This window comes from Streptomyces sp. NPDC014676, from assembly GCF_043084105.1.
In the GTDB taxonomy this organism is placed as follows: domain Bacteria; phylum Actinomycetota; class Actinomycetes; order Streptomycetales; family Streptomycetaceae; genus Streptomyces.
Genome location: NZ_JBIBZI010000015.1, coordinates 152021 through 175460, shown reverse-complemented (window position 1 = coordinate 175460; position 23440 = coordinate 152021). Strand labels below are relative to the sequence as shown.

The 23440-nt window shown below is 73.7% G+C and carries 24 protein-coding genes; 15 read left to right on the top strand and 9 right to left on the bottom strand.

Annotated features, from left to right (window positions below; translation table 11 throughout):
- Positions 1 to 31 precede the first annotated feature (31 nt).
- Entirely contained in the window at positions 32 to 2266 is a 2235-nt protein-coding gene (locus tag ACF1DX_RS32295; protein WP_391794696.1) for an FUSC family protein, read from the top strand.
- Between the two features lie 427 nt (positions 2267 to 2693).
- On the opposite strand, the gene ACF1DX_RS32290 is transcribed toward ACF1DX_RS32295, so the two are convergent.
- From ACF1DX_RS32290 to ACF1DX_RS32275, 4 genes are all read right to left on the bottom strand, one after another.
- A complete protein-coding gene (locus ACF1DX_RS32290) occupies positions 2694 to 3122 on the bottom strand; it encodes a hypothetical protein (protein ID WP_073935966.1) in 429 nt (142 codons plus the stop codon).
- A 28-nt stretch (positions 3123 to 3150) separates the two neighbouring features.
- Complete coding sequence (locus tag ACF1DX_RS32285; protein WP_391794695.1) at positions 3151 to 3381, bottom strand: DUF5133 domain-containing protein; 231 nt, start codon at positions 3379 to 3381, stop codon at positions 3151 to 3153.
- 32 nt (positions 3382 to 3413) lie between these two features.
- Positions 3414 to 4277, bottom strand: coding sequence for a SigB/SigF/SigG family RNA polymerase sigma factor (locus ACF1DX_RS32280; protein ID WP_391794694.1), 864 nt, complete (start codon positions 4275 to 4277; stop codon positions 3414 to 3416).
- Between the two features lie 194 nt (positions 4278 to 4471).
- Positions 4472 to 4912, bottom strand: a complete 441-nt coding sequence (locus ACF1DX_RS32275) for an ATP-binding protein (RefSeq protein ID WP_391794722.1) — start codon at positions 4910 to 4912, stop codon at positions 4472 to 4474.
- A gap of 156 nt (positions 4913 to 5068) precedes the next feature.
- Between ACF1DX_RS32275 and ACF1DX_RS32270 the strand changes: the two genes are divergently transcribed.
- From ACF1DX_RS32270 to ACF1DX_RS32260, 3 genes are all read left to right on the top strand, one after another.
- Positions 5069 to 5299 (top strand): hypothetical protein, encoded by a 231-nt coding sequence (locus ACF1DX_RS32270; protein ID WP_391794693.1) that lies wholly within the window; start codon positions 5069 to 5071, stop codon positions 5297 to 5299.
- 76 nt (positions 5300 to 5375) lie between these two features.
- Entirely contained in the window at positions 5376 to 6863 is a 1488-nt protein-coding gene (locus ACF1DX_RS32265) for an aminotransferase class I/II-fold pyridoxal phosphate-dependent enzyme (RefSeq protein ID WP_391794691.1), read from the top strand.
- 275 nt (positions 6864 to 7138) lie between these two features.
- Complete coding sequence (locus ACF1DX_RS32260) at positions 7139 to 7597, top strand: cyclic nucleotide-binding domain-containing protein (RefSeq protein ID WP_391794690.1); 459 nt, start codon at positions 7139 to 7141, stop codon at positions 7595 to 7597.
- Between the two features lie 37 nt (positions 7598 to 7634).
- On the opposite strand, the gene ACF1DX_RS32255 is transcribed toward ACF1DX_RS32260, so the two are convergent.
- Positions 7635 to 8252 carry a LysE/ArgO family amino acid transporter gene (locus tag ACF1DX_RS32255; protein ID WP_391794689.1) on the bottom strand — a complete coding sequence of 206 codons (618 nt, stop codon included), beginning with the start codon at positions 8250 to 8252 and terminating at the stop codon, positions 7635 to 7637.
- A 70-nt stretch (positions 8253 to 8322) separates the two neighbouring features.
- On the opposite strand from ACF1DX_RS32255, the gene ACF1DX_RS32250 reads away from it, so the two are divergent.
- Positions 8323 to 9219 carry a LysR family transcriptional regulator ArgP gene (locus ACF1DX_RS32250; RefSeq protein WP_391794721.1) on the top strand — a complete coding sequence of 299 codons (897 nt, stop codon included), beginning with the start codon at positions 8323 to 8325 and terminating at the stop codon, positions 9217 to 9219.
- 70 nt (positions 9220 to 9289) lie between these two features.
- Here the strand turns inward: ACF1DX_RS32250 and ACF1DX_RS32245 are convergent, their stop codons facing one another.
- Positions 9290 to 9991: a TetR/AcrR family transcriptional regulator gene (locus ACF1DX_RS32245; protein ID WP_391794688.1), complete on the bottom strand. Its 702-nt coding sequence runs from the start codon at positions 9989 to 9991 to the stop codon at positions 9290 to 9292.
- A 132-nt stretch (positions 9992 to 10123) separates the two neighbouring features.
- Here ACF1DX_RS32245 and ACF1DX_RS32240 point away from each other — a divergent pair, with 132 nt between their 5' ends.
- The 3 genes from ACF1DX_RS32240 (at position 10124) to ACF1DX_RS32230 (ending at position 12130) form a co-directional block, all read left to right on the top strand.
- Complete coding sequence (locus tag ACF1DX_RS32240; protein WP_391794687.1) at positions 10124 to 11344, top strand: saccharopine dehydrogenase family protein; 1221 nt, start codon at positions 10124 to 10126, stop codon at positions 11342 to 11344.
- 110 nt (positions 11345 to 11454) lie between these two features.
- On the top strand, positions 11455 to 11712 hold the full coding sequence (locus ACF1DX_RS32235; RefSeq protein WP_391794686.1) for a WhiB family transcriptional regulator: 258 nt from the start codon (positions 11455 to 11457) through the stop codon (positions 11710 to 11712).
- Between the two features lie 67 nt (positions 11713 to 11779).
- A complete protein-coding gene (locus ACF1DX_RS32230) occupies positions 11780 to 12130 on the top strand; it encodes a DUF488 domain-containing protein (protein ID WP_391794685.1) in 351 nt (116 codons plus the stop codon).
- Here ACF1DX_RS32230 and ACF1DX_RS32225 read toward each other — a convergent pair.
- Positions 12127 to 13800: an FAD-binding dehydrogenase gene (locus ACF1DX_RS32225; protein ID WP_391794684.1), complete on the bottom strand. Its 1674-nt coding sequence runs from the start codon at positions 13798 to 13800 to the stop codon at positions 12127 to 12129. The genes ACF1DX_RS32230 and ACF1DX_RS32225 overlap by 4 nt on opposite strands.
- Before the next feature lie 27 nt (positions 13801 to 13827).
- Positions 13828 to 14436, bottom strand: coding sequence for a TetR/AcrR family transcriptional regulator (locus ACF1DX_RS32220; RefSeq protein WP_391794683.1), 609 nt, complete (start codon positions 14434 to 14436; stop codon positions 13828 to 13830).
- 204 nt (positions 14437 to 14640) lie between these two features.
- Between ACF1DX_RS32220 and ACF1DX_RS32215 the strand changes: the two genes are divergently transcribed.
- A complete protein-coding gene (locus tag ACF1DX_RS32215; RefSeq protein WP_391794682.1) occupies positions 14641 to 15393 on the top strand; it encodes an MBL fold metallo-hydrolase in 753 nt (250 codons plus the stop codon).
- Positions 15394 to 15434: 41 nt separating this feature from the next.
- On the top strand, positions 15435 to 16667 hold the full coding sequence (locus ACF1DX_RS32210) for a DUF4032 domain-containing protein (protein ID WP_391794681.1): 1233 nt from the start codon (positions 15435 to 15437) through the stop codon (positions 16665 to 16667).
- Between the two features lie 3 nt (positions 16668 to 16670).
- Here the strand turns inward: ACF1DX_RS32210 and ACF1DX_RS32205 are convergent, their stop codons facing one another.
- Complete coding sequence (locus tag ACF1DX_RS32205; RefSeq protein WP_391794680.1) at positions 16671 to 17552, bottom strand: universal stress protein; 882 nt, start codon at positions 17550 to 17552, stop codon at positions 16671 to 16673.
- Between the two features lie 180 nt (positions 17553 to 17732).
- Here ACF1DX_RS32205 and ACF1DX_RS32200 point away from each other — a divergent pair, with 180 nt between their 5' ends.
- From ACF1DX_RS32200 to ACF1DX_RS32180, 5 genes are all read left to right on the top strand, one after another.
- Complete coding sequence (locus tag ACF1DX_RS32200; protein ID WP_391794679.1) at positions 17733 to 19409, top strand: FAD-dependent oxidoreductase; 1677 nt, start codon at positions 17733 to 17735, stop codon at positions 19407 to 19409.
- Positions 19406 to 20875 carry an ATP-binding protein gene (locus tag ACF1DX_RS32195; RefSeq protein WP_391794678.1) on the top strand — a complete coding sequence of 490 codons (1470 nt, stop codon included), beginning with the start codon at positions 19406 to 19408 and terminating at the stop codon, positions 20873 to 20875. The genes ACF1DX_RS32200 and ACF1DX_RS32195 overlap by 4 nt, the downstream gene beginning before the upstream one ends.
- Positions 20872 to 21225 (top strand): UBP-type zinc finger domain-containing protein, encoded by a 354-nt coding sequence (locus ACF1DX_RS32190; RefSeq protein ID WP_391794677.1) that lies wholly within the window; start codon positions 20872 to 20874, stop codon positions 21223 to 21225. The genes ACF1DX_RS32195 and ACF1DX_RS32190 overlap by 4 nt, the downstream gene beginning before the upstream one ends.
- 87 nt (positions 21226 to 21312) lie before the next feature.
- A complete protein-coding gene (locus tag ACF1DX_RS32185; RefSeq protein WP_391794676.1) occupies positions 21313 to 22614 on the top strand; it encodes a CAP domain-containing protein in 1302 nt (433 codons plus the stop codon).
- Between the two features lie 69 nt (positions 22615 to 22683).
- The gene (locus ACF1DX_RS32180) at positions 22684 to 23361 is read left to right on the top strand and encodes an AIM24 family protein (protein WP_391794675.1); all 678 of its coding nucleotides are present in this window, start codon (positions 22684 to 22686) and stop codon (positions 23359 to 23361) included.
- Positions 23362 to 23440: the final 79 nt, after the last annotated feature.

The window sequence follows — 23440 nt, the reverse complement described above, 5'->3', positions numbered from 1 at the left end:
GTGGGCGCACGACGGGAGAGAGTGCGGAGGAGTGAAGGCGGCGGGACGCTCGGCGCGGACATGGCTGCGGGACCACCTGGCGGCGTCCGATCCCGGTCTGCTGCGGCTGACGGCCGGGCTGCGGACGGTGGGCGCGATCGCGCTGACGCTGGCCGTGCTCGCCTCGGCGGGGTTCGACGTCACCCGTCTGGTGGCGGGGGCGATGGCGGCGATGGTCGCCACCTTCGCCATCCGGGAGAGGCGGCGCGGCGCCCAGGCCCTCACGCTGGCCGCCGGCCTGCCCGTCGCGCTGGTGTCCGTGTCGCTGGGCGCGGTGCTCAGCGAGCGCGTCGTCGTCGGGGACGCCTTCTTCGTCGTGCTCATCTTCGCCGCGGTGTACGGCCGCCGGTTCGGGGACCGCGGGACCGCGCTCGGCCTGATCGGCTTCCAGGTCTACTTCGTGTCGCTGTTCGTCGGTGCCTCGGCCGCGCAGCTGCCGGGGCTGTGGGCGGCCCTGGCCGTCGCGTTCGCGTGCAGCGCCCTGGTGCGGTTCGCGGTCGTCCCCGTGACGCCCGCCGGTCTGCTGCTGCGGCTGCGGACGGCCTTCCGGGCCCGGCTGGGCCGGCTGGTCTCCGCGCAGCTGGCGCTGCTGGACGCCGGCCCCGACGAGGCGGACAAGGCTCTGGAGGACATGCGGGAGGGCACCGCGCGGCTGCACGAGACGGCTCTGATGATCCAGAGCCGGCTGGAGGAGGGGACGCCGGACGAGCCGACGGCGCGGCTGGTGCAGCGCCGGATCGCGGACGCGGAGATCGCCGCCGAGCGGCTCGGTCTGCTGCTGCTGTCGGCGCGCAGCGCCCAGCGGGCGGACACCCTCACCCTGCACCTGCCCGGTGCGCCCGCCCCCGAGGTGGGCCGGCTGCCCGGCCCGGACGAGGCCACGGCCGTACTGCGGCGGGACCTGCTGGCGCTGCGGGCGCTGGTGGTGCGCACCGGGGCCGGGGGGACGGGCGTGGCCCAGGTGCGCAACCGGCTGCTCGGTTACCGGGACGAGGAGAACCTGCCGGTCGCCACCCCGGCGGTGCGGGACGTATTCCGGGCGGTCGGCGAGACCGCGCGCGCGGTCATGGGGCTGCGTGTCGCGCTGGAGGGGCCGCAGGACGAGTCGGACGACAGTCCGGCGACGGCCCGTTCGCGGGAGGAGCTGGACGCCGAGGACGCCGCCATCGACGCCGGCGAGGAGACGGAGGCGGCCGAGCCGCCGAAGGGGCTGCGGCGGCCCACCACGCGCGCCGCCGTGCAGGTCTCCGTGGGGTCGACGCTGGCCATCGTCGGGGGCGAGCTGCTGTCCGCGCACCGCTGGTACTGGGCGGTCCTGACCTGCTGGATCGTCTTCATCAACACGGCCTCGACCGGCGAGATCCTGGTCAAGGGCTACCGGCGGCTCCTGGGCACGGTGTTCGGGGTCGTCGCCGGCATCCTGCTGGCGGCCCTGGTGGGCCGGCACACCTGGACGGCGTTCCTCCTGGTGCTGGTGCTGATCTTCGCCATGTTCTACACGGCGCCGCTGTCCTACACGCTGATGTCGTTCTTCGTGACGGCGATGCTCGGGCTGCTCTACACCCTGCTGCACACCTACAGCTGGGAGGTGCTGGTGCTGCGGGTGGAGGAGACGGCGCTGGGGGCGGCCTGCGGGGTGGTCGCGGCGGCGCTGGTGCTGCCGGTGAACACCGACCGGCGCACCAACGAGCTGCTGGTCACCGTGCTGGAGCGGCTCGCCGAGGTGACCGAGGCCGCCGTCGGCCAGCTCAGCGGCGGTCCCGCCGGCGACCTGCTGGACAAGGCGCGGGAGCTGGACCAGGCGCTGGGCGACCTGCGCGCCGCCACCCAGCCGCTGACGCATCCGGTGACCCCGCTGCGGGCCCGGCGCACCACCGCGCGCTACGTGGTGGCGCTCCTCGAGACGTGCGCGTACCACGCGCGCTCGCTGGCGGCCACGGCGGAGCTGCTGCCGACCCATCCGTCGATCGCGGCGGACCCCCGGCTGCGCGGGGCGGCGGGGCGCACGGTGCGCAACATCGTGACGATCGCGGACCGTGTCGCCGACGAGGACGTCACCGTGCCGGTCGAGACCGGCCCGAGCATCGCGTCCCTCCTGGGCGGTGACGGCACCGCCCGCTACGGCCGCATCACCGACCGCGTCCTGCGCCACCTGGAACGCCTGGACGAGGCCGTGGTGGGCCTCGCCCGCCCCCTGGCCGTCCCGGTGAAGACCCCCGGCCGCTGAGCCGCGGTCCCCGGCACGTCCGGACACCCCCTTGACGACCGGGTGGCTGCCCACGCCGGCCCGCGCGTCCGCCCTCACCCGGACCCCGGACGCCGCCAGCGGCACCGCCACCGACCGCCCGGCAGGCCGCCGCTCCGGTCCCCGCGCCCGTACGTACGTACGCCCGACCAGGACAGCACTCCCCTGTTCCTCCCCCGCCCGGCACCCGCACACCGCCACCAGGACCGTCACCGACCGCCCGGCAGGCCGCCGCCCCCGGCTCACCGGACCCGGCCCACGCGCCCCTGCCGTACGCCCGGCCGGGACAGCGCGCCCGTGGCGCCACGCTTTCGCCCTCGCCCGGTGCCCGGGCGCCGTCGCGGGCCGGCCGGGCCCCGCCCATGCGTACGGCCCCGGTCGGTGCCGGGGCCGTACGCGCGGGCGGGGGTCAGAAGTCGGTCGGGAGGCCGCTGGCCTCGGCTATGCCTCGTAGCTCCTCGTTCTGGCGGTGGCGGTCCCTGATGTAGTCGGCGATCTCGTCCAGGCGGGAGGGGTCGGCGGCGGTCGCCGCGTCGGTGACCACCCGGACCGGTCCGGTCTCGTCGACCTCCAGCTCGACCACCTCGTTGTCCAGGCGGCCGGTGACGGCGGTGGCGATGACGAGGGCGGCCTCGTCGCGCACCTCCTGGGGGAGTTCCTCGTCCCCGCCGTCCAGCGCGAGGTCCATGCCGGACAGCCGGTGTTCCTCGATCGCCTGGAGGACCGGCTCCACCACGTGGAGCAGAAGCCGGTAGTCCTCGGTGTCCATCCTGACCCGCAGGAGGTCGAGATAGACGTCCACGGGCCTGCCTTCCGGGGGAATCTCGGATTCGCTCATCCGCTTCGGGTTCCCCGCACGCCGCGGGTCATACGGCGGCCGGGGTGCCGACCCTGGGCGCGTCCTGCCCGGCCGTCGCCAGCCAGCCGCGCGCGGTGGCGAGCGCGTGGCGTACGTCGCGGGTGCCGGTCGTCACGCACAGGGTGTACGCCAGGTCGCCGGTCCGCGGGTCCGGGCCGGCCGGTCCGCCTCCGGCCGCCGTCAGGGTCTCGTACTCCTCGACGAGCCGGCGCAGCACGGTGGGGTGGGGCTTCAGCATGTGTCTCTTTTCCTGGTGGGGGCGGGCGTCGCTCACGCCGTCGCCGAGTGTCCGCCGGTGCCGCGGCGGCCGGTGCGCTGTCCCATCACGTCGGCGCGCACCCGGGCGCAGCTGCGGCTGATGAGGCGGGAGACGTGCATCTGGGAGATGCCCAGCCGGTCGGCGATCCGGCTCTGGGTCATGTCCTCGAAGAACCGCATGTAGAGGATGGCGCGTTCGCGCTCCGGCAGCCTGCGCAGGCCCTCCTTGGCGGACTCGCGGTCGACGACGATGTCGTAGGAGGCGTCCGCGGCGCCGAGGGTGTCGGCGAGGCTGTAGCCGTCGTCGTCGGAGGACAGTTCCGCATCCAGGGAGAGGGTGCTGAAGCTCTCCAGGGCCTCCATGCCGGCGCTGACCTCGTCCTCGGTCAGCCCGGTGTGGGCGGCGATCGCCGCCACGGACGGCTCGGGGCTGCCGGGGTTCTGGGTGAGTTCGCGCCGGGCCACCCGCACCTTGTTGCGCAGTTCCTGCACCCGGCGGGGCACGCGCAGGGCCCACATCCGGTCGCGGAAGTGCCGCTTGACCTCGCCGGTGATGGTGGGGACGGCGTAGCTCTCGAAGGCCCCGCGGCTCGGGTCGAAGCGGTCGATGGCCTTCACCAGGCCCAGGGCGGCCACCTGGCGCAGGTCCTCGACGGCCTCGCCGCGGTCGCGGAAGCGGCCGGCGATGCGGTGGGCCATGGGCAGCCACGCGGTGACGAGCTCGTCCCGGACGGCGTCCCGCTCGGGGCCGTCCTCCAGGGAGGCCAGCCGGGCGAAGAGGGCGGCGGTGTCGGGGGCGTCGTCGTGCCGCCGGCGGGGGGCGGCGGTCGTCGTGTCGGAGGGGCCGGAACGATGGGCGGTCGTGTCAATGAGCATGCGGTTCGCTCCCGAACGGTGGTTTCAGGGATCTACCGCGGGAGGGCGGTCACCGGGACGCCCGGAGGGTCCACAGCAGCCGTACCACTCCCGCTGGCGCGCCTCCGGTCCGAAGCACGAACCTCCGATTGCCCCCTCGCCGGTGGAACAAACTCCGCTTCTTCACGCGATCTGCCGGTGTCCGTTCCGGCTGGTCAGGGCAGGGGGACCACGGCGGTGATGCACTTGCCTCCGGCGGGCAGGTCGGACACCCGGATGTCACGGGACAGCCGGCACACGATGGGCCAGCCGTGGCCGCCCGGACGGCGGCGTCCCTGCCGGTCGGCCGACGGCACGACGACGGGCAGCTCGTCGCTGCGGTCGCTCACCGACAGACGCACTCCGGGACCGCTCACGTCGACCTGGAAGTCGGTGATCCCGCCGCCGTGCAGCATGGCGTTGGTGGTGAGTTCGGAGGCGACGAGCAGGACGTCCGCCAGTGCCTCGGAGTCGCAGGGGGTCCGGGTGGCCCGGCAGCGTTCGGACACCGCCCGGGTGACGGCCTCGCGGACCTCGGCCGGACGGCAGGGGGGAGGGGATCCGACCCGGTGCTCGCCGGGCGGGTCGAGGGGCTGGGTCGTGTACTCCTCACACATCATGCGGCTCCCTGATCGGTGACGAAGGAGGCGGAGAATGCCTCGGACCTCCCTTTTCGGCTCACCTGTCCCGGTAGCGGCAAACCTCCCGGACGTTCGTCGAACACCCGGCGTCATACCTGTCGTCCGATCGGCGTACGGGGGTACGCGGACGGTATGACCGATGTGGTGGACTCGGACGAACTGATGCGGCGCATCCAGCGGGCACGGGCCTGCGCGGCCCAGGAGGAGCGGGCCTGGCGGGCTCGGGGCGACGAGCTCGGGCGGGCGGGCACCGGTGATCCCGGCGCGGCGCGCGACGCCGAGGTGCGCCAGGTGGCCTACGGGGTCGTCCTGCGGGTGCTGGACGAGATCCTGACGCCGGGCAAGCGCGGGGCACAGGGCTGACCGTCGGGGCCGTACACGTTTCCGTGCGGATTTCCGTGCGGATTGGGGCGGGCCGCTGCCGGGCACCCGGGAGCCCATGACGGTCGATCACAGCCGGGCACCGGTTCTGGAAGCGCTGGAGGAGTACCACCGCAAGGGGAGGCTGGGCTTCACACCACCGGGGCACAAGCAGGCCCGCGGGGCGGATCCCGCGGTGCGCGAGGTGCTCGGGGACGCGGTGTTCCTGAGCGATGTCCTGGCGTCGGGCGGCCTGGACGACCGGCTCGTCCGGGGCCGGGTGCTGCAGCGGGCCCAGGAGCTGATGGCCGACGCGGTCCACGCCGACCACACCTTCCTCAGCACGTGCGGCAGCTCCCTGTCGGTCAAGGCGGCGATGCTGTCGGTCGCGGGACCGCACGAGAAGCTGCTGATCGGGCGGGACGCCCACAAGTCGGTGGTGTCCGGGCTGATCCTGTCCGGGATCGAGCCGGTGTGGGTGGAGCCGCGGTGGGACGCCGAGCGGCACCTCGCGCACCCGCCGTCGGCCGACGACTTCGAGCGGGCCTTCGACGCCCACCCGGACGCGCGCGGCGCGCTGGTGACCAGCCCGACGCCGTACGGCGCCAGTGCGTCGCTGCGGGACATCGCCGAGGTGTGCCACCGGCGTTCGCGCCCCCTGATCGTGGACGAGGCATGGGGCGCGCACCTGCCCTTCCACCCCGATCTGCCGTCCTGGGCGATGGACGCGGGCGCCGACATCTGCGTGACCAGCATCCACAAGATGGGCAGCGGTCTGGAGCAGGGCTCGGTGTTCCACCTGCGGGGCGACCTGGTGCCTCCGGCGCTGCTGGGCATGCGCGCCGATCTGCTGGGGACCACCAGCCCGTCGGTGCTGATCCTCGCGGGTCTCGACGGCTGGCGGCGGCAGATGGCGCTGCGCGGCAAGGAGCTGATGGGGTCGGCGCTGGCGCTCGCCGACGGGGTCCGGGCCGCGATCGAGGAGATCGACGGCATGCACGTCGAAGGCCGGGACGACTTCTGCGGCCCGGGGCTGGCGGACGACTTCGACCCGCTGCCCGGGGTGATCGATCTCGACGGTCTCGGCATCACGGGATACCGGGCGGCGGACTGGCTGCGCGAGCACCGCGGTATCGACGCGCACCTGGTGGACCACCGCCGCATCGGGATGCAGATCACCCACGGCGACGACCGGGAGACGACCGGGGAGCTGCTGTCGGCGCTGCGGGACCTGGGCCGGGCGGCGCGGAACCTGCCCCGGGCGCCGGGGGTGGACGTGCCGTCGCCGGGCGACCTGCGGATGGAGCAGGCGCTGCTGCCGCGGGACGCGTTCTTCGGCCCGGCCGAGGACGTGCCGGTGGCCCGGGCCGCCGGACGGATCGCGGCCGAGATGGTCACGCCGTATCCGCCCGGTATCCCGGCCGTCCTGCCGGGCGAACGGCTCACCGAGCCCGTGCTCCGCTATCTGCGGACGGGGCTGGACGCGGGCATGCACCTGCCGGACCCGTCGGACCCCGGTCTGGACACGGTCCGGGTGGTGGACGAGCGCGCCGCCCGGGACCAGTGAAACAGGTCACGTGACCCGATCACCCGGACGCCACCGAGATGGTTTATCGTTCATTCATACGTGGTGGCGGAGTCGACCCCCCGTCCTCCGGACACCACTGCTTACGGCCCTGGCTGGCTTCCCCCGTCCAGCCAGGGCTTTTTCATGCCCGGACCAGGGCCGGCGGCGGGAACCGGACTTCTCGTGTCCGCACGAGGTGCCCCGAACGGCCGCAGCGGCTGAAATGAACGTAGGGAAAGCACCGGAACCGATTGCCCGGCGAGGAGCCCCGCGCCATGACCAAAGCGATCAAACTCCTGACCGCCCTTCCCCCGCCGCAGCGCGAGCGCCTGATGGCACTGGCGCGGGAGGTGTCCTTCCCCGAGGACACCCGCATCTTCGAGGCGGGCGGCACCGCCGACCGGTTCTGGGTGATCCGCTCCGGCGCGGTCTCGCTGGACCAGCGGGTGAACGACCTGCACCGGGTGACCGTCGCCGGTCTCGGCGCGGGTGACCTGCTGGGCTGGTCCTGGCTGTTCCCGCCCCACCAGTGGGATTTCGGCGCCGTGGCCTTCAGCCAGGTGCGCGCCTACGAGTTCGACGCGGCGGCCGTGCTCCGGCTCTGCGAGGAGGACCCGCCGCTGGGGATGGCCCTGGTGCGCAGCGTCGCCGAGGTGCTCGCCCACCGGCTGGAGACGACACGCGGCAAGCTGATGGAGCAGTACACGATGCACCGGCGCGGCGGGGCGCTGTAGGCCGGACCCTCGCCCGTCGGCGGCGTGGGCCCCGGTGTCAGGCTCCCGCGATGAGCGTCAGGCCGAGGACGATCATGGTGGCGGCGACCAGCCCGTCCAGGACCCGCCAGGCGGTGGGGCGGGCCAGGAAGCGGCTCAGCAGGCGGGCGCCGAAGCCGAGCGCCGCGAACCAGCAGACGCTGGCCAGTACGGCGCCCAGGCCGAAGGTCCAGCGCAGCGGGCCGTGGTCGGCGGCGACCGAGCCCAGCAGGAACACCGTGTCGAGGTAGACGTGCGGGTTGAGCCAGGTCATGGCGAGGCAGGTGAGCACGGCCCGGCGCCGCGAGCCCGCCGCCTCGCCCGCCGTCTCCAGTCCGGTGGCGGCCGGACGGAACACCCGGCGGGCGGCCAGGGCGCCGTAGCAGAGCAGGAACGCGCCGCCGATCCAGCCGACCGCCGTCAGCGCGCCGGGCCAGGCCACGACCACCGCGCCGACCCCGCCGACGCCGAGGGCGATGAGCGCCGCGTCGGACAGGGCGCAGATGCCGACGACGGCGAGGACGGCGTCGCGGCGGACGCCCTGGCGCAGGACGAAGGCGTTCTGGGCACCGATGGCGACGATGAGGGAGAGGCCGGTGCCGAATCCGGCGGCGGCGGTGGTGAGGGCGCTGGTCATGCCGAGGACGCTACGGGCGTGCCGGTTCCGCAGTACAGCTAATGATTCTTACGTAGCATTAGCTGTCGTGATGACGGATCTTCCGCTGGACCAGGTGAGGACCCTGCTCGCCGTGGTGGACGAGGGGACGTTCGACGCGGCGGCCGCCGCGCTGCACGTCACGCCCTCGGCGGTGAGCCAGCGGGTGAAGGCGCTGGAGCAGCGCACGGGGCGGGTGCTGCTGCTGCGTACCAAGCCGGTGCGGCCGACCGAGTCGGGCGAGGTGCTGGTCAGACTCGCCCGCCAGACGGTCCGGCTGGAGCGGGACGCGTACGCCGAGCTGGGGCTGAGCGGGGCCGGGGAGCCGACCCGGGTGCCGGTGGCGGTGAACGCGGACTCGCTGGCGACCTGGTTCCTCGGGGCCCTCACCCGCCTGCCGGCCGACTCGCGGCTCCGCTTCGAACTGCGCCGGGAGGACGAGGCCCACACGGCGGCGCTGCTGCGGGAGGGGACGGTGATGGCCGCGGTGACCTCGTCGCCGGACGCGGTGCCGGGCTGTTCCGTGCGGCATCTGGGGCGGATGCGCTATCTCCCGGTGGCGCACCCGGAGTTCGCCGTGCGGCATCTCGCGGGACCGCTGCGGGAGGTGCTGCCCGTGGCGCCGGTGGTGGTGTTCGACCGGAAGGACGACTTCCAGGACGGTTTCGTGCGCCGGCTCACCCGCGGACGCGCCGAGGCGAGCGCGTTGCGCCACTACGTACCGGCCTCGGAGGGGTTCGCCGAGGCGGTCGCCGCGGGCCTGGGCTGGGGTATGGTGCCCGAGGCGCAGGCGGACCCCCTGCTCCGGGCCGGCCGCCTCACGGTGTTCGCCCCGGGCCGGGAGGCCGACGTCTCCCTGTACTGGCAGCAGTGGAAGCTGGACTCCCCCGCCCTGGCGGCGGTGGCGGCCGCGGTGACGGAGGCGGCGGCGGAAGCGCTGCGCCGCTGAGGGCCTGTCCGGCGCGTCGGCCCCCCGTGCCTCCGTTTCCCTCGGCCGGACGCATGGGGGCACCCCCTGGTCAGGCCCCCGCCAGACTGTTCCCGGCGCTCTCCAAGAGCATGTCCAGCGCCGTCGGGTAGGCGCTGGTGACCATGCGGGTGGCCAGCAGCGGCGCGGCCTCGGCGATGCGGGGGTGGGTGGCGGCGGGGAGGCGGGCGTAGGTGGAGCGCCACATCTCCTCGTCGGCGTGGAGTGCGGCGTCGGGCAGGGCCAGGGACGCGGCGTCGAGGGCGGCGAAGGCCAGCGTGGTGTCGATGAAGGCGTGGTAGACGCGGACCGTCTCCGGCAGCGGGAAGCCCGCGGTGCGCAGCACGTCGAGGACCGCCTCGTCGGCCGCCAGTTCGTTCGCCCGGCCGGAGACCCGGCTCGCCGTGAGGACGGCGGCCTGCGGGTGCGACACGTAGGCGGCGTGGATGCGCAGCCCGACGGCCCGCAGGTCGGCCCGCCACTGTCCCGTGGGCCGCCAGCCGTGCAGCGCCTGGCCGATCAGCGCGTCCCCGATGGCGAGGGTCAGCTCGTCCATGCCGCGGAAGTAGCGGTAGAGGGTGCTCGGGTCGCAGTCCAGGGCGAGGCCGAGGCGGCGGGCGGTCAGGCCCGTGCTGCCGTGCTCGCGCAGCAGGCGCAGCGCCGTCTCGACGATCAGCGTCTCGGACAGGACCCGGCCGCTCCGCGTCGGCCTGCGGCGCCGCCGGTGCTCCTCGGGAACCACGCGTTTGGGCATCGCCGTCTCCTCGCGCTCTTATGCCAACGCCATTGACCTTATGCCGTCGCGGGGCGTTGTATCTCCGGCCAGGGGCCCCGCACACATCCCGGATCCATGGGGATCCACGAGGCAGAGAGGGAGTGCTCCGTCATGCGCGTACTGCTGGTGGGAGCCGGCGGCGTGGGTACCGCCGTCACCCGGATCGCGGCCCGGCGGCCGTTCTTCGACCGGATGGTGGTGGCCGACTACGACCCGTCCCGGGCCGAGGCGGCGGTCGCCGCGCTCGGCGCGGAGGGGGCCCGGTTCCGTGCCGAGCGCGTGGACGCCGGTGACGAGGACGGGGTGGTGGCGCTGCTCGGACGGCACGACTGCGACGTCCTGCTCAACGCCACCGACCCCCGGTTCGTGATGCCGCTGTTCCGGGCCGCGCGCCGCGCCGGTGCCACCTATGTCGACATGGCGATGTCGTTGTCCCGGCCGCACGCCGAACGGCCTTATGAGGAGTGCGGGGTGAAGCTCGGCGACGAGCAGTTCGCGCGGTCCGGGGAGTGGGAGGAGGCCGGTGCGCTCGCCCTGGTCGGGATGGGCGTCGAACCGGGGCTTTCGGACGTCTTCGCCCGGTACGCCGCCGACGAACTCTTCGACGGGATCGAGGAGATCGGCGTCCGCGACGGCGCGAACCTCACGGTGGACGGCTACGACTTCGCGCCGTCCTTCAGCATCTGGACCACCATCGAGGAGTGCCTCAACCCGCCCGTGGTCTACGAGGAGGGCCGCGGCTGGTTCACCACCGAGCCGTTCAGCGAGCCGGAGGTGTTCGACTTCCCCGAGGGCATCGGCCCGGTGGAATGCGTGAACGTCGAGCACGAGGAGGTGCTGCTCGTCCCGCGCTGGGTGGACGCGCGACGGGTGACGTTCAAGTACGGCCTGGGCCGCGAGTTCATCGACACGCTCAGGACGCTGCGCCTGCTGGGCCTGGACCGCACCGAACCGGTGACCGTGCCCGGCCCGGACGGTCCGGTGCGGGTCTCCCCCAGGGACGTGGTGGTCGCCTGTCTGCCCGACCCGGCGACGCTCGGAGGGCGGATGCACGGCAAGACCTGCGCCGGCACCTGGGTGCGGGGCGTGAAGGACGGGGCGCCGCGCGAGGTGTACCTGTACCACGTGGTCGACAACCAGTGGTCCATGGCCGAGTACGGCTGCCAGGCCGTGGTGTGGCAGACCGCCGTCAATCCCGTCGTCGCCCTCGAACTGCTCGCCGGCGGCACCTGGTCGGGCACCGGTGTGCTCGGTCCGGAGGCGTTCCCGGCAAGGCCGTTCCTGGACCTGCTGACCGCGTACGGATCGCCCTGGGGGCTGCGCGAACAGTGACCGCTCGCACGGCGTCACGTTGTTTCACCGCCCGTCGACAGGTCACCCGAAAGGAGCAAGACACCCAAAAGGGTGGCTGTCCGCTTCCTACCGATCGCAGGTGACTCTCGATGGACAACTGGCGCAGCCGTGCGGCCTGCAGGACCGAGGACCCCGACCTCTTCTTCCCGATCGGCACCACCGGCCCCGCCCTGATGCAGACGGAACAGGCCAAGGCCGTGTGCCGGCGCTGCCCCGTGCGGGAGCCGTGCCTGGAATGGGCGCTGGACACGGGGCAGTCCATCGGGGTGTGGGGCGGTACGAGCGAGACGGAACGCCGCGCCCTGAAGCGCCGCATCTCCGCACGGCGGGCCGCCGGGGGTTCCTGAGGCGCCCGCCGTGCCCGTCCCCGCGAGCCGCAGTACGCTCGCGGGGACACCGCGGGAAGGGGCCGCCATGAGTGTGCGCGTGCGCCGTGTCCACGAACCGCCCGAGCCGGACGACGGGGTCCGGATCCTGGTCGACCGGCTGTGGCCGCGCGGTCTGGCGAAGGACGCGGCGCGGGTGGACGAGTGGCCCAAGGGCCTGACCCCGTCCACGGAGCTGCGCCGCTGGTACCACGCGGCCGACCGGCCGTACGAGGAGTTCCGTCGGCGCTACGAGGCGGAACTCGCCGCTCCGGAGGCCGCCGGACTCCTGGACCACGTCCGTGAGCTCGCCGGGAAGGGCCCGGTGACCCTGCTGACCGCGTCCAGGAGCCCGGAAACGGGTCACGCGGAGGTACTGGCCCGGCTGCTGCAGGACTAGGCGGTCTGCGCCGCCGCCGCGCGCCCCGCCGCCCGGCCCGAGAAGAGGCAGCCGCCGAGGAAGGTGCCCTCCAGGGCGTTGTAGCCGTGGACACCGCCGCCGCCGAAGCCCGCCACCTCGCCGGCCGCGTACAGGCCCTCGACCGGCCGGCCGTCGGCGCCCAGCGCGCGGGAGTCGAGGTCGGTCTGGATGCCGCCGAGGGTCTTGCGGGTGAGGATGCTCAGCTTGACGCCGATCAGCGGGCCGGCCGCGGGGTCGAGGATGCGGTGCGGGGCGGCGACGCGGCCGAGGCGGTCGCCGATGTAGCGGCGGGCGTTGCGGATGCCCTGCACCTGGGCGTCCTTGCTGTAGGCGTTGGCCATCTGCAGGTCGCGGGCCTCGATCTGGCGGCGCAGGAGGGCCGCGTCGAGCAGCGGTTCACCGGTGAGGGCGTTCATCCTCTCGACGAGCTGTTCGACGGTGGGGGCGGTCACGAAGTCGGCGCCCTTGCGCAGGAACGCGTCCACCGGGCCGGGGGCGCCCTTGCCCAGTACGCGGGTGCGCAGGAAGCCGGCCCGGTCCTTGGCGGTGATGTCGGGGTTCTGCTCGGAGCCCGACAGGGCGAACTCCTTCTCGATGATCCTCTGGGTGAGGACGAACCAGGAGTGGTCGTGCCGGGCGATGTCCTCGGTGGTGCGCAGGTGCCTCAGCGTGCCGAGGGTGTCGTAGCCGGGCAGACAGGGGTCGGGCAGCCGGCGGCCGAGGGCGTCGAACCACATCGAGGACGGTCCGGGCAGGATGCGGATGCCGTGTCCGGGCCAGATGGGGTCCCAGTTGCGCAGGCCCTCGGTGTAGTGCCACATGCGGTCCCGGTTGACCAGGCGCACGCCCGCGCGGGCGCTGATGTCGAGCATCCGGCCGTCGACGTAGGCCGGGACCCCGGTGACCATCTCCCGGGGCGGGGTGCCCAGCCGCTCGGGCCAGTACCGGCGGACGAGGTCGTGGTCGGCGCCGATGCCGCCGCTGGTGACGATCACGGCCTGGGCGGTGAGTTCGAACTCGCCGGCCGTCTCGCGGCTGGAGGCGACACCGCGCGGGGCGTTGTCCTCCGCGAGCAGGGTGCCGCGCACCCCGCGCACGGTGCCGCCCTCGACGACGAGTTCGTCGACCCGGTGGCGGTGGTGGAAGGTGAGCAGTCCGTCGCGCGAGGCCTCGCGGGCGTACCGCACGAAGGGCGCGACGACGCCGGTCCCGGTGCCCCAGGCGATGTGGAAGCGGGGCACGGTGTTGCCGTGGCCGTCCGCGCGGAGGTCGCCGCGCTCGGCCCAGCCGACGGTGGGCAGGAAGGTGATGCCGTGGCCGTCCAGCCAGGACCGCTTCTCCCCCGCCGCCCACTCGACGTAGGCCCTCGCCCAGCGCACCGCCCAGGAGTCCTCGTCGTCGAGCCGGTCGAAGCCCGCGCTGCCCCGCCAGTCGTTCCAGGCGAGGTCGAAGGAGTCCTTGACGCCCAGGCGCCGCTGCTCGGGCGATCCGACGAGGAACAGCCCGCCGAAGGACCAGAAGGCCTGCCCGCCGAGGTTGGCGGCGTTCTCCTGGTCGACCAGGGCGACCCTGCGGCCCCTGCCGGTCAGCTCGTGGGCCGCGACGAGGCCCGCGAGTCCCGCTCCGACGACGATGACGTCGGCATCCATGGCGACCGTCCCTTCCTGTGGCGACTGTTATCCGGTGAGCAGCGCGGTCAGCAGTTGTCTCAGCCAGGCCCGGGCGCCCTCGACGTCCCGGTCCAGCAGCAGTTGAGTGGTGACGCCGTCGTAGGCGGCGACCACGGCGTGCGCGGCGCCCTCGGCGTCACCGAGCACGGCGGGCGGTCCGGTGCGGCCGCGGGCCCGGGCGAGCCGGTCCGCGATCGCCCGCCGCAGCCGCGCCCGGTGCTCCAGCAGGGCGCGCGCCACCTCCGGGTCGCGGGCGGCGTGCACCAGGAAGTCGGTCTTCACCAGCAGCCAGTCGCGGTCGAGGAGCAGGACCTCGGTGACGCGGTCCACGGCGGCGGGCACGTCGAGGCCGGGTCCGTCCTGGGCGAGGGCCCCGGCCACCTGCTCGGCGATCAGTTCGGCGCGCTCCGTGTAGAGGGCGAAGAACAGTTCGTCCAGGCCGGTGAAGTTGGAGTAGAAGGCGCCCCTGGTGTAGCCGGCGGCCTCGCAGACCTCCTCGATCGAGACGCGCCCGAAGCCCTTGGCGGCGAAGACGGAGAACGCTGCTTCGAGCAGGTTCGCGCGCGTGCGCAGCCGGCGCCTGGTGACGCGCCTCCGCGTACCGCCCACCGTCATGGCCACCCCTTCGTCCGATACGGGAACGTATCCGATACACCGGTGTATCGAAAGACCCGGGAGCGGCGGGATCACACCGGAGTCCCGACGGCCGGCGCCATCATGGCCGCGCCCGCCCCCCGCGCCCGTACCGTGATCTGCTTTCCTTCTCCCGTCCGGCGGGAAGGACGGGAACAACCACAACGACTGGGACTCGGGACGAACATGCGAGCAACCGTGCGGCACGTCGCGGACGGCACCTTCCTGGTGCACGGCACGAACACCAACTGGGTGATCCTGACCGAGGGGGACGCTGTCACCCTGATCGACACCGGATACCCCGGCGACCGCGAGGGGCTGCTCGCCTCCCTCGGGGAGGTGGGGAGCTCACCGGAGGCGGTGACGGCCGTACTGATCACGCACGCCCACAGCGACCACCTGGGCTCCGCCGAGTACCTGAGCGCCGCGTACGGCACTCCCGTCTACACCCACAAGGCCGAAGTCCCCCACGCCCGGCGGGACTTCCTGCACCAGGTGACCGTCGGGCAGGTACTGCGCAACGGCTGGCGGCCGGGTGTGCTGCCGTGGGCGGCGCACGCCCTGCGCTCCGGCGGGACGGCGGACGTGGCGGTCACCGCGCCCGAGCCGTTCCCGGGGGCCGGTCCGGGCCCGCTCGACCTGCCCGGCCGGCCCGTGCCCGTGCACACGCCCGGCCACACCGCCGGGCACTGCGCGTTCCACTTCCCGCACACCGGGGTGGTGGTGTCGGGCGACGCCCTGGTGAGCGGCCACCCCACCTCACGGACCCGGGGACCGCAGATGCTGACGGACATGTTCCACCACGAGCGCGCCACCGCCGTGACCTCGCTGGACGTCCTGGCCGGGCTGGACGGCGACCTGCTGCTGCCCGGACACGGCCCGCTGCACGAGGGGCCCGTACGGGACGCCGCCCGGCTGGCCCGGGAGCGCGCGCAATAGGGTGAGACGACGATCGCCCACGAGACGAGGACACCCCCGCCATGGCACTGCAGATCAACGCCACCAACCCGGAGCACCCCGCGCTCCTGTTGGAACTGCCGTGGCACCTGCCGCTGGAGGAGTGGCCCGAGGAGTACCTGGTGCCGCTGCCGCGCGGCATCTCCCGGCACGTGGTGCGCTACGCGCGCGCCGGCGACGAGGTGATCGCGGTCAAGGAGCTCGCCCGGCGGCCGGCGCTGCGCGAGTACGAGCTGCTGCGCGACCTGGACCGGATCGGCATCCCGGCGGTGGACCCGCTGGCCGTGGTCACCGGCCGCACCGACACCGCCGGCGAGCCGCTGGAGAGCGTCCTGATCACCCGTCACCTCGGCGGCTCGATGCCGTACCGGTCGATGTTCGAGACGACGCTGCGCCCGGCGACCATGCACCGGCTGATGGACGCGCTCGCCGTGCTCCTGGTGCGGCTGCACCTCGCCGGGTTCGCGTGGGGCGACTGCTCGCTGTCCAACACGCTGTTCCGGCGCGACGCGGGCGCCTACGCCGCCTACCTCGTGGACGCCGAGACCGGGGACCTGCACCCGGAACTGAGCGTCGGGCAGCGGGAGTACGACCTCGATCTCGCGCGGGTCAACATCAGCGGCGAGCTGCTCGACCTGGAGGCCTCCGGGGCGCTGCACCCCTCCGTCGACCCGATCGAGTTCGGCACCGAGATCTGCGCCCGCTACCAGAGCCTGTGGCGGGAACTGACCCGTACCTCCGTCTACCCGGCGGGCAAGCACCACTACATCGAGCGCCGCATCCGCCGGCTGAACGACCTCGGTTTCGACGTGGCCGAGATGCAGATCGAGCACGCCTCCAACGGCGACACCGTCACCTTCGTGCCCAAGGTCGTCGACGCCGGGCACCACCAGCGGCAGTTGCTGCGCCTGACCGGTCTGGACGCCGAGGAGAACCAGGCCAGGCGGCTGCTGAACGACCTGGAGAGCTGGATGGCCACCCAGGACGACTACGCGCCGGGCGACCCCCTCGGCGCCCGCCCGGAGGTCCTCGCCCACCGCTGGGTGCGCGAGGTCTTCCGGCCCACCGTGCGGTCCGTGCCGCCGGAGCTGCGCGGCCCGGTGGACGCCGCGGAGATCTACCACGAACTCCTTGAGCACCGCTGGTACCTGTCCGAGCGGGCGCAGCACGACATCGGGCTCGACACGGCCGTCGAGGACTACATCAGGAACATCCTGCCGAAGGCGCGGGAGACGCTCCGGCCGACGGACGACTGATCCCTAATCCGCCCGGGCCGGCGGCACCACCGCCACCGGGCAGTCCGCGTGGTGCAGGACGCCGTGGGCCACCGAGCCGATCCTGGCGCCCACGGCCGTGCGGCGGGCGCGGCGGCCGACCACCATCAGCTGGGCGGTGCCCGCCACCGACAGCAGCACCTGCCCGGCGCTGCCCATCTCCACGTGCTCGATCACGTGCACGTCCGGGTAGCGCTCCCGCCACGGCGCGAGGGCCGCCGCCAGCGCCTTCCGCTCGTACGGCTCCAGGCCGCCGGCCTCGTCGAGGAGCCGGAGCGAGGCGGGGCTGTAGGCGTACACCGGCGGCAGGGTCCAGGCCCGTACGGCGCGCACCGTGGCCCCGCGCCGGGCGGCGGTCTCGAAGGCGAGGCCGAGCGCGGCGGCGCTGTCCTCCGGGTCGCCCTGCTGGCCGACGACGATCTCGTGCCCGGCGACCTCGTCCGACGCCTGGTCCCCGGCCCGCACGAAGACCACGGGACGCCCGGCGTCGACGATCACCTGCTGGCCGACCGAGCCGACCAGGAAGCCCATGATCCGCCCGTGCCCGCGCGAGCCGAGCACCAGCAGCTCCGCGTCCGCGGCGGCACCGGTCAGGGTCTCCACGGCATCGCCCTCCAGGACGTCCGTCGTCACGGCGAGACCGGGGTGGCGTTCGCCGACGGCGCGGACCGCCTCCTCCACCGACGTCCGGACCCACTGCTCCTGTGTCGCCCGGTCCCCCGTGTCCACCGCGTCGTGCGCCTCGAACCGCCAGGCGTGCACCACCCTCAGCGGCAGATCCCGGCGGACCGCCTCCCGTGCCGCCCAGGCCAGTGCGGCAAGGCTCTCCCCGGTTCCGTCGATCCCTGCCGTGATCGGGCGCGTCATGCGGTTCCTCCCGGTGTCGTGTCCGCTTCTCATGATCCAGTCTTCCCCACGCCCCGCGGCTCGCGCATACCCGAGCGCGGGAACGCCGTCGAACATACGATGGGCAGGGCCGGTGCGGTGGCCGCGGCCCGGCCGGGGCCCGTCGCGCCGGGGAGTCAGACCGCACGACGTGGGGGACGTATGGCACAGGCCGACGAAGCGGCGCGGACCGTGATCATGACCGTGGACGACGACCCGGGCGTCTCCCGCGCCGTGGCCCGGGACCTCAGACGGCGCTACGGGGCGTCGTACCGGATCGTGCGCGCGGAGTCCGGTGAGTCCGCGCTGGACGCGCTGCGCGAACTGAAGCTGCGCGGCGACCTCGTCGCCGTGATCCTCGCCGACTACCGGATGCCCCGGATGAACGGCATCGAGTTCCTGGAACAGGCCCTCGACATCCACCCCGGCGCGCGGCGGGTGCTGCTCACCGCGTACGCGGACACCGGCGCGGCGATCGACGCGATCAACGTCGTCGACCTCGACCACTACCTCCTCAAGCCGTGGGACCCGCCGGAGGAGAAGCTCTACCCGGTCCTGGACGACCTCCTGGAGGCCTGGCGGCGCAGCGACCACCGGCCGGTGCCCAGCACCAAGGTGGTCGGGCACCGCTGGTCGGCGCGCTCCTCGGACGTACGGGAGTTCCTGGCCCGCAACCAGGTGTCCTACCGCTGGTACTCCGCCGACGAGCCGGAGGGCAGGCGGCTGCTGGCCGCCGCGGGCGAGGACGGGACGCGGCTGCCGGTGGTGATCACCCCGGACGGGACGCCGCTGGTGGAGCCGGAGTCCGTGGACCTCGCCGCCCGGGTGGGCCTGGCGACGACCCCGGAGGCCGACTTCTACGACCTGGTGGTGATCGGCGGCGGCCCGGCGGGGCTCGGCGCGGCGGTCTACGGGGCCTCCGAGGGGCTGCGGACCGTGCTGGTGGAGCGGTCGGCGACCGGCGGGCAGGCGGGGCAGTCCTCGCGGATCGAGAACTACCTGGGCTTCCCCGACGGCGTGTCGGGGGCGCAGCTCACCGAGCGGGCGCGGCGGCAGGCCACGAAGTTCGGCGCCGAGATCCTCACCGCGCGGGAGGTGACGGGTCTCGAGGTCAACGGCGGCGCCCGGGTCGTACGCTTCTCCGACGGGTCGTCGGTCGCCGCGCACAGCGTGATCCTGGCGACCGGGGTGTCGTACCGGCGGCTGGCGGCGCCCGGCTGCGACGACCTGGGCGGCTGCGGGGTCTTCTACGGGTCGGCGCTGACGGAGGCCGCCGCCTGCCAGGGCCACGACGTGTACATCGTCGGCGGCGCCAACTCGGCCGGGCAGGCCGCGATGTACCTGTCCCGGTTCGCCAAGTCGGTGACGCTGCTGGTGCGCGGTCCGGATCTGGCGGCGTCGATGTCGTACTACCTGATCCAGCAGATCGACCGGGCGCCGAACATCTCGGTGCGGTGCGGCGCGGTCGTCGAGAGCGCGCACGGCGACGGCCGCCTGGAGCGGCTGACGCTGCGCGACACGGACAGCGGGCGGACCGAACTCGTCGACGCGCAGTGGCTGTTCGTGTTCATCGGCGCCGCCCCGCTGACCGACTGGCTGGACGGCACGGTGCTGCGGGACGACCGCGGGTTCATCCTCGCCGGGCCCGACCTCACCGCCGACGGGCGTCCGCCGGCCGGCTGGGAGCTGGACCGGCCGCCGTACCACCTGGAGACCAGCGTGCCCGGCGTGTTCGTGGCGGGCGACGCCCGCGCGGAGTCCGCCAAGCGGGTCGCGTCCGCCGTCGGAGAGGGAGCCATGGCCGTGATGCTCGTCCACCGGTACCTGGAGCAGTCGTGAGCGGGCGTCCGATGCCGTGCAGCCCGCGGGAGATCGGCTCCCTGTTCCTGTTCGAGAAGCTCACCGACGAGCAGCTCGGGCGGCTCTGCGCCGAGGGACGGGTGGAACGGTTCGAACCCGGCCCTGTCTACACCGAGGGCTCCCCCGCCACCTGCTTCTACGTGATGCTGGAGGGCACCGTCGTGCTGTCCCGCCGGGTCGGCGGGGACGACGTGGAGCTCAGCCGCACCTCCCAGCGCGGGGTGTACGCGGGGGCCATGCAGGCGTACCTCGGGGACCGGGTGCGGCAGGTCTACAACAACTCGATGCGCGTGACGGAGCCGACCCGGTTCTTCGTGGTGCCCGCGGACACGTTCGCGAGCGTCATGCGGGAGTGGTTCCCGATGGCGGTCCACCTCCTGGAGGGGCTGTTCTTCGGTTCGAAGAACACCCAGCGCGCCATCGGCCAGCGCGAACGGCTGCTGGCGCTGGGCTCGTTGTCGGCCGGGCTGACGCACGAACTGAACAACCCGGCCGCGGCGGCCGTACGGGCGACGGCGACGCTGCGCGAACGCGTCGGCAAGATGCGGCACAAGCTGCGCGTCATCTCCGCGGGCACCTACGACCGCGAGACGCTGGCCGGCCTCATCGAGATCCAGGAGCGGACGGCCGAGCGGGTCGCGAAGGCACCCGTGCTCAGCCCGCTGGAGGCGTCGGACCGGGAGGACGAGCTCGCCGACTGGCTGGACGACCACGGCATCCCCGACGGCTGGCGGATCGCCCCGACGTTCGTCCAGGCCGGACTGGACCTGGACTGGCTGGAGCAGGTCGCCGCCGCCGTCGACGAGGCGACGCTGCCGTCGGCGGTCGGCTGGCTCAGCTACACGGTCGAGACGGAACTCCTCATGGACGAGATCGCGGACTCCACGAACCGCATCTCGCACCTCGTCGACGCCGCCAAGCAGTACTCGCAGCTCGACCGCGCCCCCTTCCAGGTCGCCGACGTGCACGAACTCCTCGACAGCACCCTGCTGATGCTGTCGGGGAAGTTCGGACCGCGGATCAAGGTGGTCAAGGAGTACGATCGGACGCTGCCGCGGATCCCGGCCTACCCGGCGGAGCTCAACCAGGTGTGGACCAACCTGATCGACAACGCGGTCGCCGCCATGAACGGCGCGGGCGCGGACGACGGGCAGGGCACGCTGACCGTGCGCACCGCGCGGGAGAACGACCGGCTGCTGGTGGAGTTCGGCGACACCGGCACGGGCGTCCCGCCGGAGATCCGCGACCGGGTCTTCGACCCGTTCTTCACCACCAAACCGGTGGGTGAGGGCACCGGACTGGGCCTGGACATCTCCTGGCGGATCGTGGTCGACCGGCACCACGGGACCCTGCGGTTCGAGTCCGAGCCGGGCGACACCCGCTTCCAGGTGCTGCTGCCGCTCACCGCCCCGGCCCCCGACGACACCCCCGAGGAGTCCGCATGACCGGCGACCACGCCATCGACCCCGATGTTCCGCCGACCGGCCCGGGCTGCGCCGACTGCGACGCCGCGGGCGGCTGGTGGTTCCACCTGCGGCGCTGCGCGAGTTGCGGCCACATCGGCTGCTGCGACAGCTCGCCGGGACAGCACGCCACGGCGCACTTCGAGGCCACCGGGCACCCCGTGGTCCGCAGTTACGAACCGGGCGAGGACTGGTTCTGGGACTACGCCACGAACGAGCTGTACGAGTCCGGCCCCGACCTGGCCCCGCCCGTGAGCCACCCGGCCGACCAGCCGTCGCCGGGCCCGGCGGGACGGGTGCCGTCGGACTGGGCCCGGGCGCTGCGCCGCTGAGGGACCGCGGCCGGGAACCCGCGGCCGCCGCCCGTCGTTGTCCGGACACCCCCACCGGTCCGTGTACGACGACAGCAGGGCGGCGCGATGCAGGAGTTGGTCCCCGGCGGGAATCTGGCCCTCCCGGGCGGTGCCGTGACCGTCCGGGTGCCCGGCCCCTTCGACGTGTCCGCGCTGATCACGGACGACGGCGGAAAGGTGCGGGGCGACGGCGACTTCGTGTTCTACAACCAGCCGTCCGCGCCGGGCGCCCGGCTCGTCGGGGACACCCTGACCGTCGACCCGGCGGCGCTGCGTCCCGGCGCCGTGCGCGTCACGGTGGCCGTCAGCCCCGCCGACCCCGGCACCCCGCTGAGCGGGCTGCCCGCCCCCGTGCTCCGGGTCACCGGTGCCGGCGGCCGCCCGCTCGCCCGGTTCTCCCCGTCCCGGGTGCGGCAGGAGGCCGTGCTGCTCCTCGCGGAGATCTACCGGCGCGGCGGGGAGTGGAGACTGCGCGCCCTGGGGCAGGGGTACGCCGACGGACTGGCCGGCCTCGCACGGGACTTCGGGGTCGACGTGGCGGACGACGACGGGGCGGTCGCCGCACACACGGCGCCCGCCGCCCCGGCCCGCCCGGCCGCCCAGGACGGCTTCCTCGGCCTGGTGAACTCCGTCCGGGCCGCCGCCGGTTCACCGCCGGTCGCCCATGACGCGCGGCTGGCCGACGCGGCGCGGGAGCACGCCGGCATGATGGCGCGCGGCGGGCGCCTCGCCGTCGAGGGCGTGGACGGCGTCTCCGTCCACCAGCGGGTCGTCGCCGCCGGATACCCGTACCTCACCGTCGGCGAGCACCTGGTCTCCGGGCCGCTCACGGTCGACCGGTTCGTCGACCACTGCCTGCGCCACGACGCGGCCCGCCGCACCGTGTGCGACCCCTCCTTCACCCACGCCGCCGTGGGGTCCCGCGAGGGGTCCGGCGACCTCTACTGGACGGCGTTGTGGGCCAGTCCGCTCACCCCGGACGGGCTGAACCGTACGACCGGCGAGGTCATCGAGCTCACCAACCGGGAGCGCGTCCGTGCCGGACTGCCACCCCTGTCCCACGACCCCCTGCTGACCGCGGCCGCGCAGGCGCACAGCGCCGACATGGTGGCCCGCGACTTCTACTCCCACACCGCGCCCGGCGGCGGCGAACCCTGGGACCGGGCCGCCGCCGCGGGTTCGGCGCGGCGGACGATCGGCGAGAACATCGCGTGCGGCCAGCGCTCGGCCGCCGAGGTCGTCCGGGGCTGGATGAACAGCCCCGGTCACCGCGCCAACATCCTCAAGGCCGGCTTCACCCACATCGGCGTCGGATTCGCGGGCGGCGGCCGGGCGGGCACGTACTGGACCCAGCTCTTCGGCGGCTGACGGCGCCGGGCCCGGTGCCGTCCGTACATGATCCTGGCGGAGGGAGGGAGTCCGGGCGAGGATGCCTTCATGAAGGGTGACCTGTTTTCCAGTCAGCACATGGTGCGGCCTGCCACGGCCGCGGGCATGACCGTCGAGAACGCCAAATGCATCCGCTACACGGTCGACGGCGAGATGCACGCCCGGCAGGGCGCGATGGTCGCCTACCGCGGCGACCTCCAGTTCGAGCGCAAGGGCCAGGGCGTGGGCGGCATGCTCAAGCGGGCGGTGACCGGCGAGGGGCTGCCGCTGATGGCGGTGCGCGGCCGGGGCGAGGCCTGGTTCGCGCACGAGGCGCAGAACTGCTTCGTCGTCGAGGTGGACCCCGGCGACGAGTTCACCGTCAACGGCCGCAACGTCCTGTGCTTCGACTCCACGCTGTCGTACCGCATCGCGACCGTGAAGGGCGCCGGCGTCACCGGCGGCGGGCTGTTCAACAGCGTGTTCACCGGACACGGCCGGCTGGGGCTGGTGTGCGAGGGGAACCCGCTGGTGATCCCGGTGTCGTCGCAGTACCCGGTGTACGTGGACACGGACGCGGTCGTCGGCTGGACCGCGGGCCTGTCCACCTCGCTGCACCGTTCCCAGTCGCTGGGCTCGATGCTGCGCGGCGGGTCGGGCGAGGCCGTGCAGCTGATGCTGCGGGGCGAGGGGTACGTCGTCGTCCGGCCCAGTGAGGCGCCGCCGCAGAAGACCCAGCAGCACTGAACGATGTTGACCTTGGCCGTCGGGCGGGCCAGGGTGGAGGACGGCACGGATCACACCCCGCGCCGGAGAGGTGACAGTC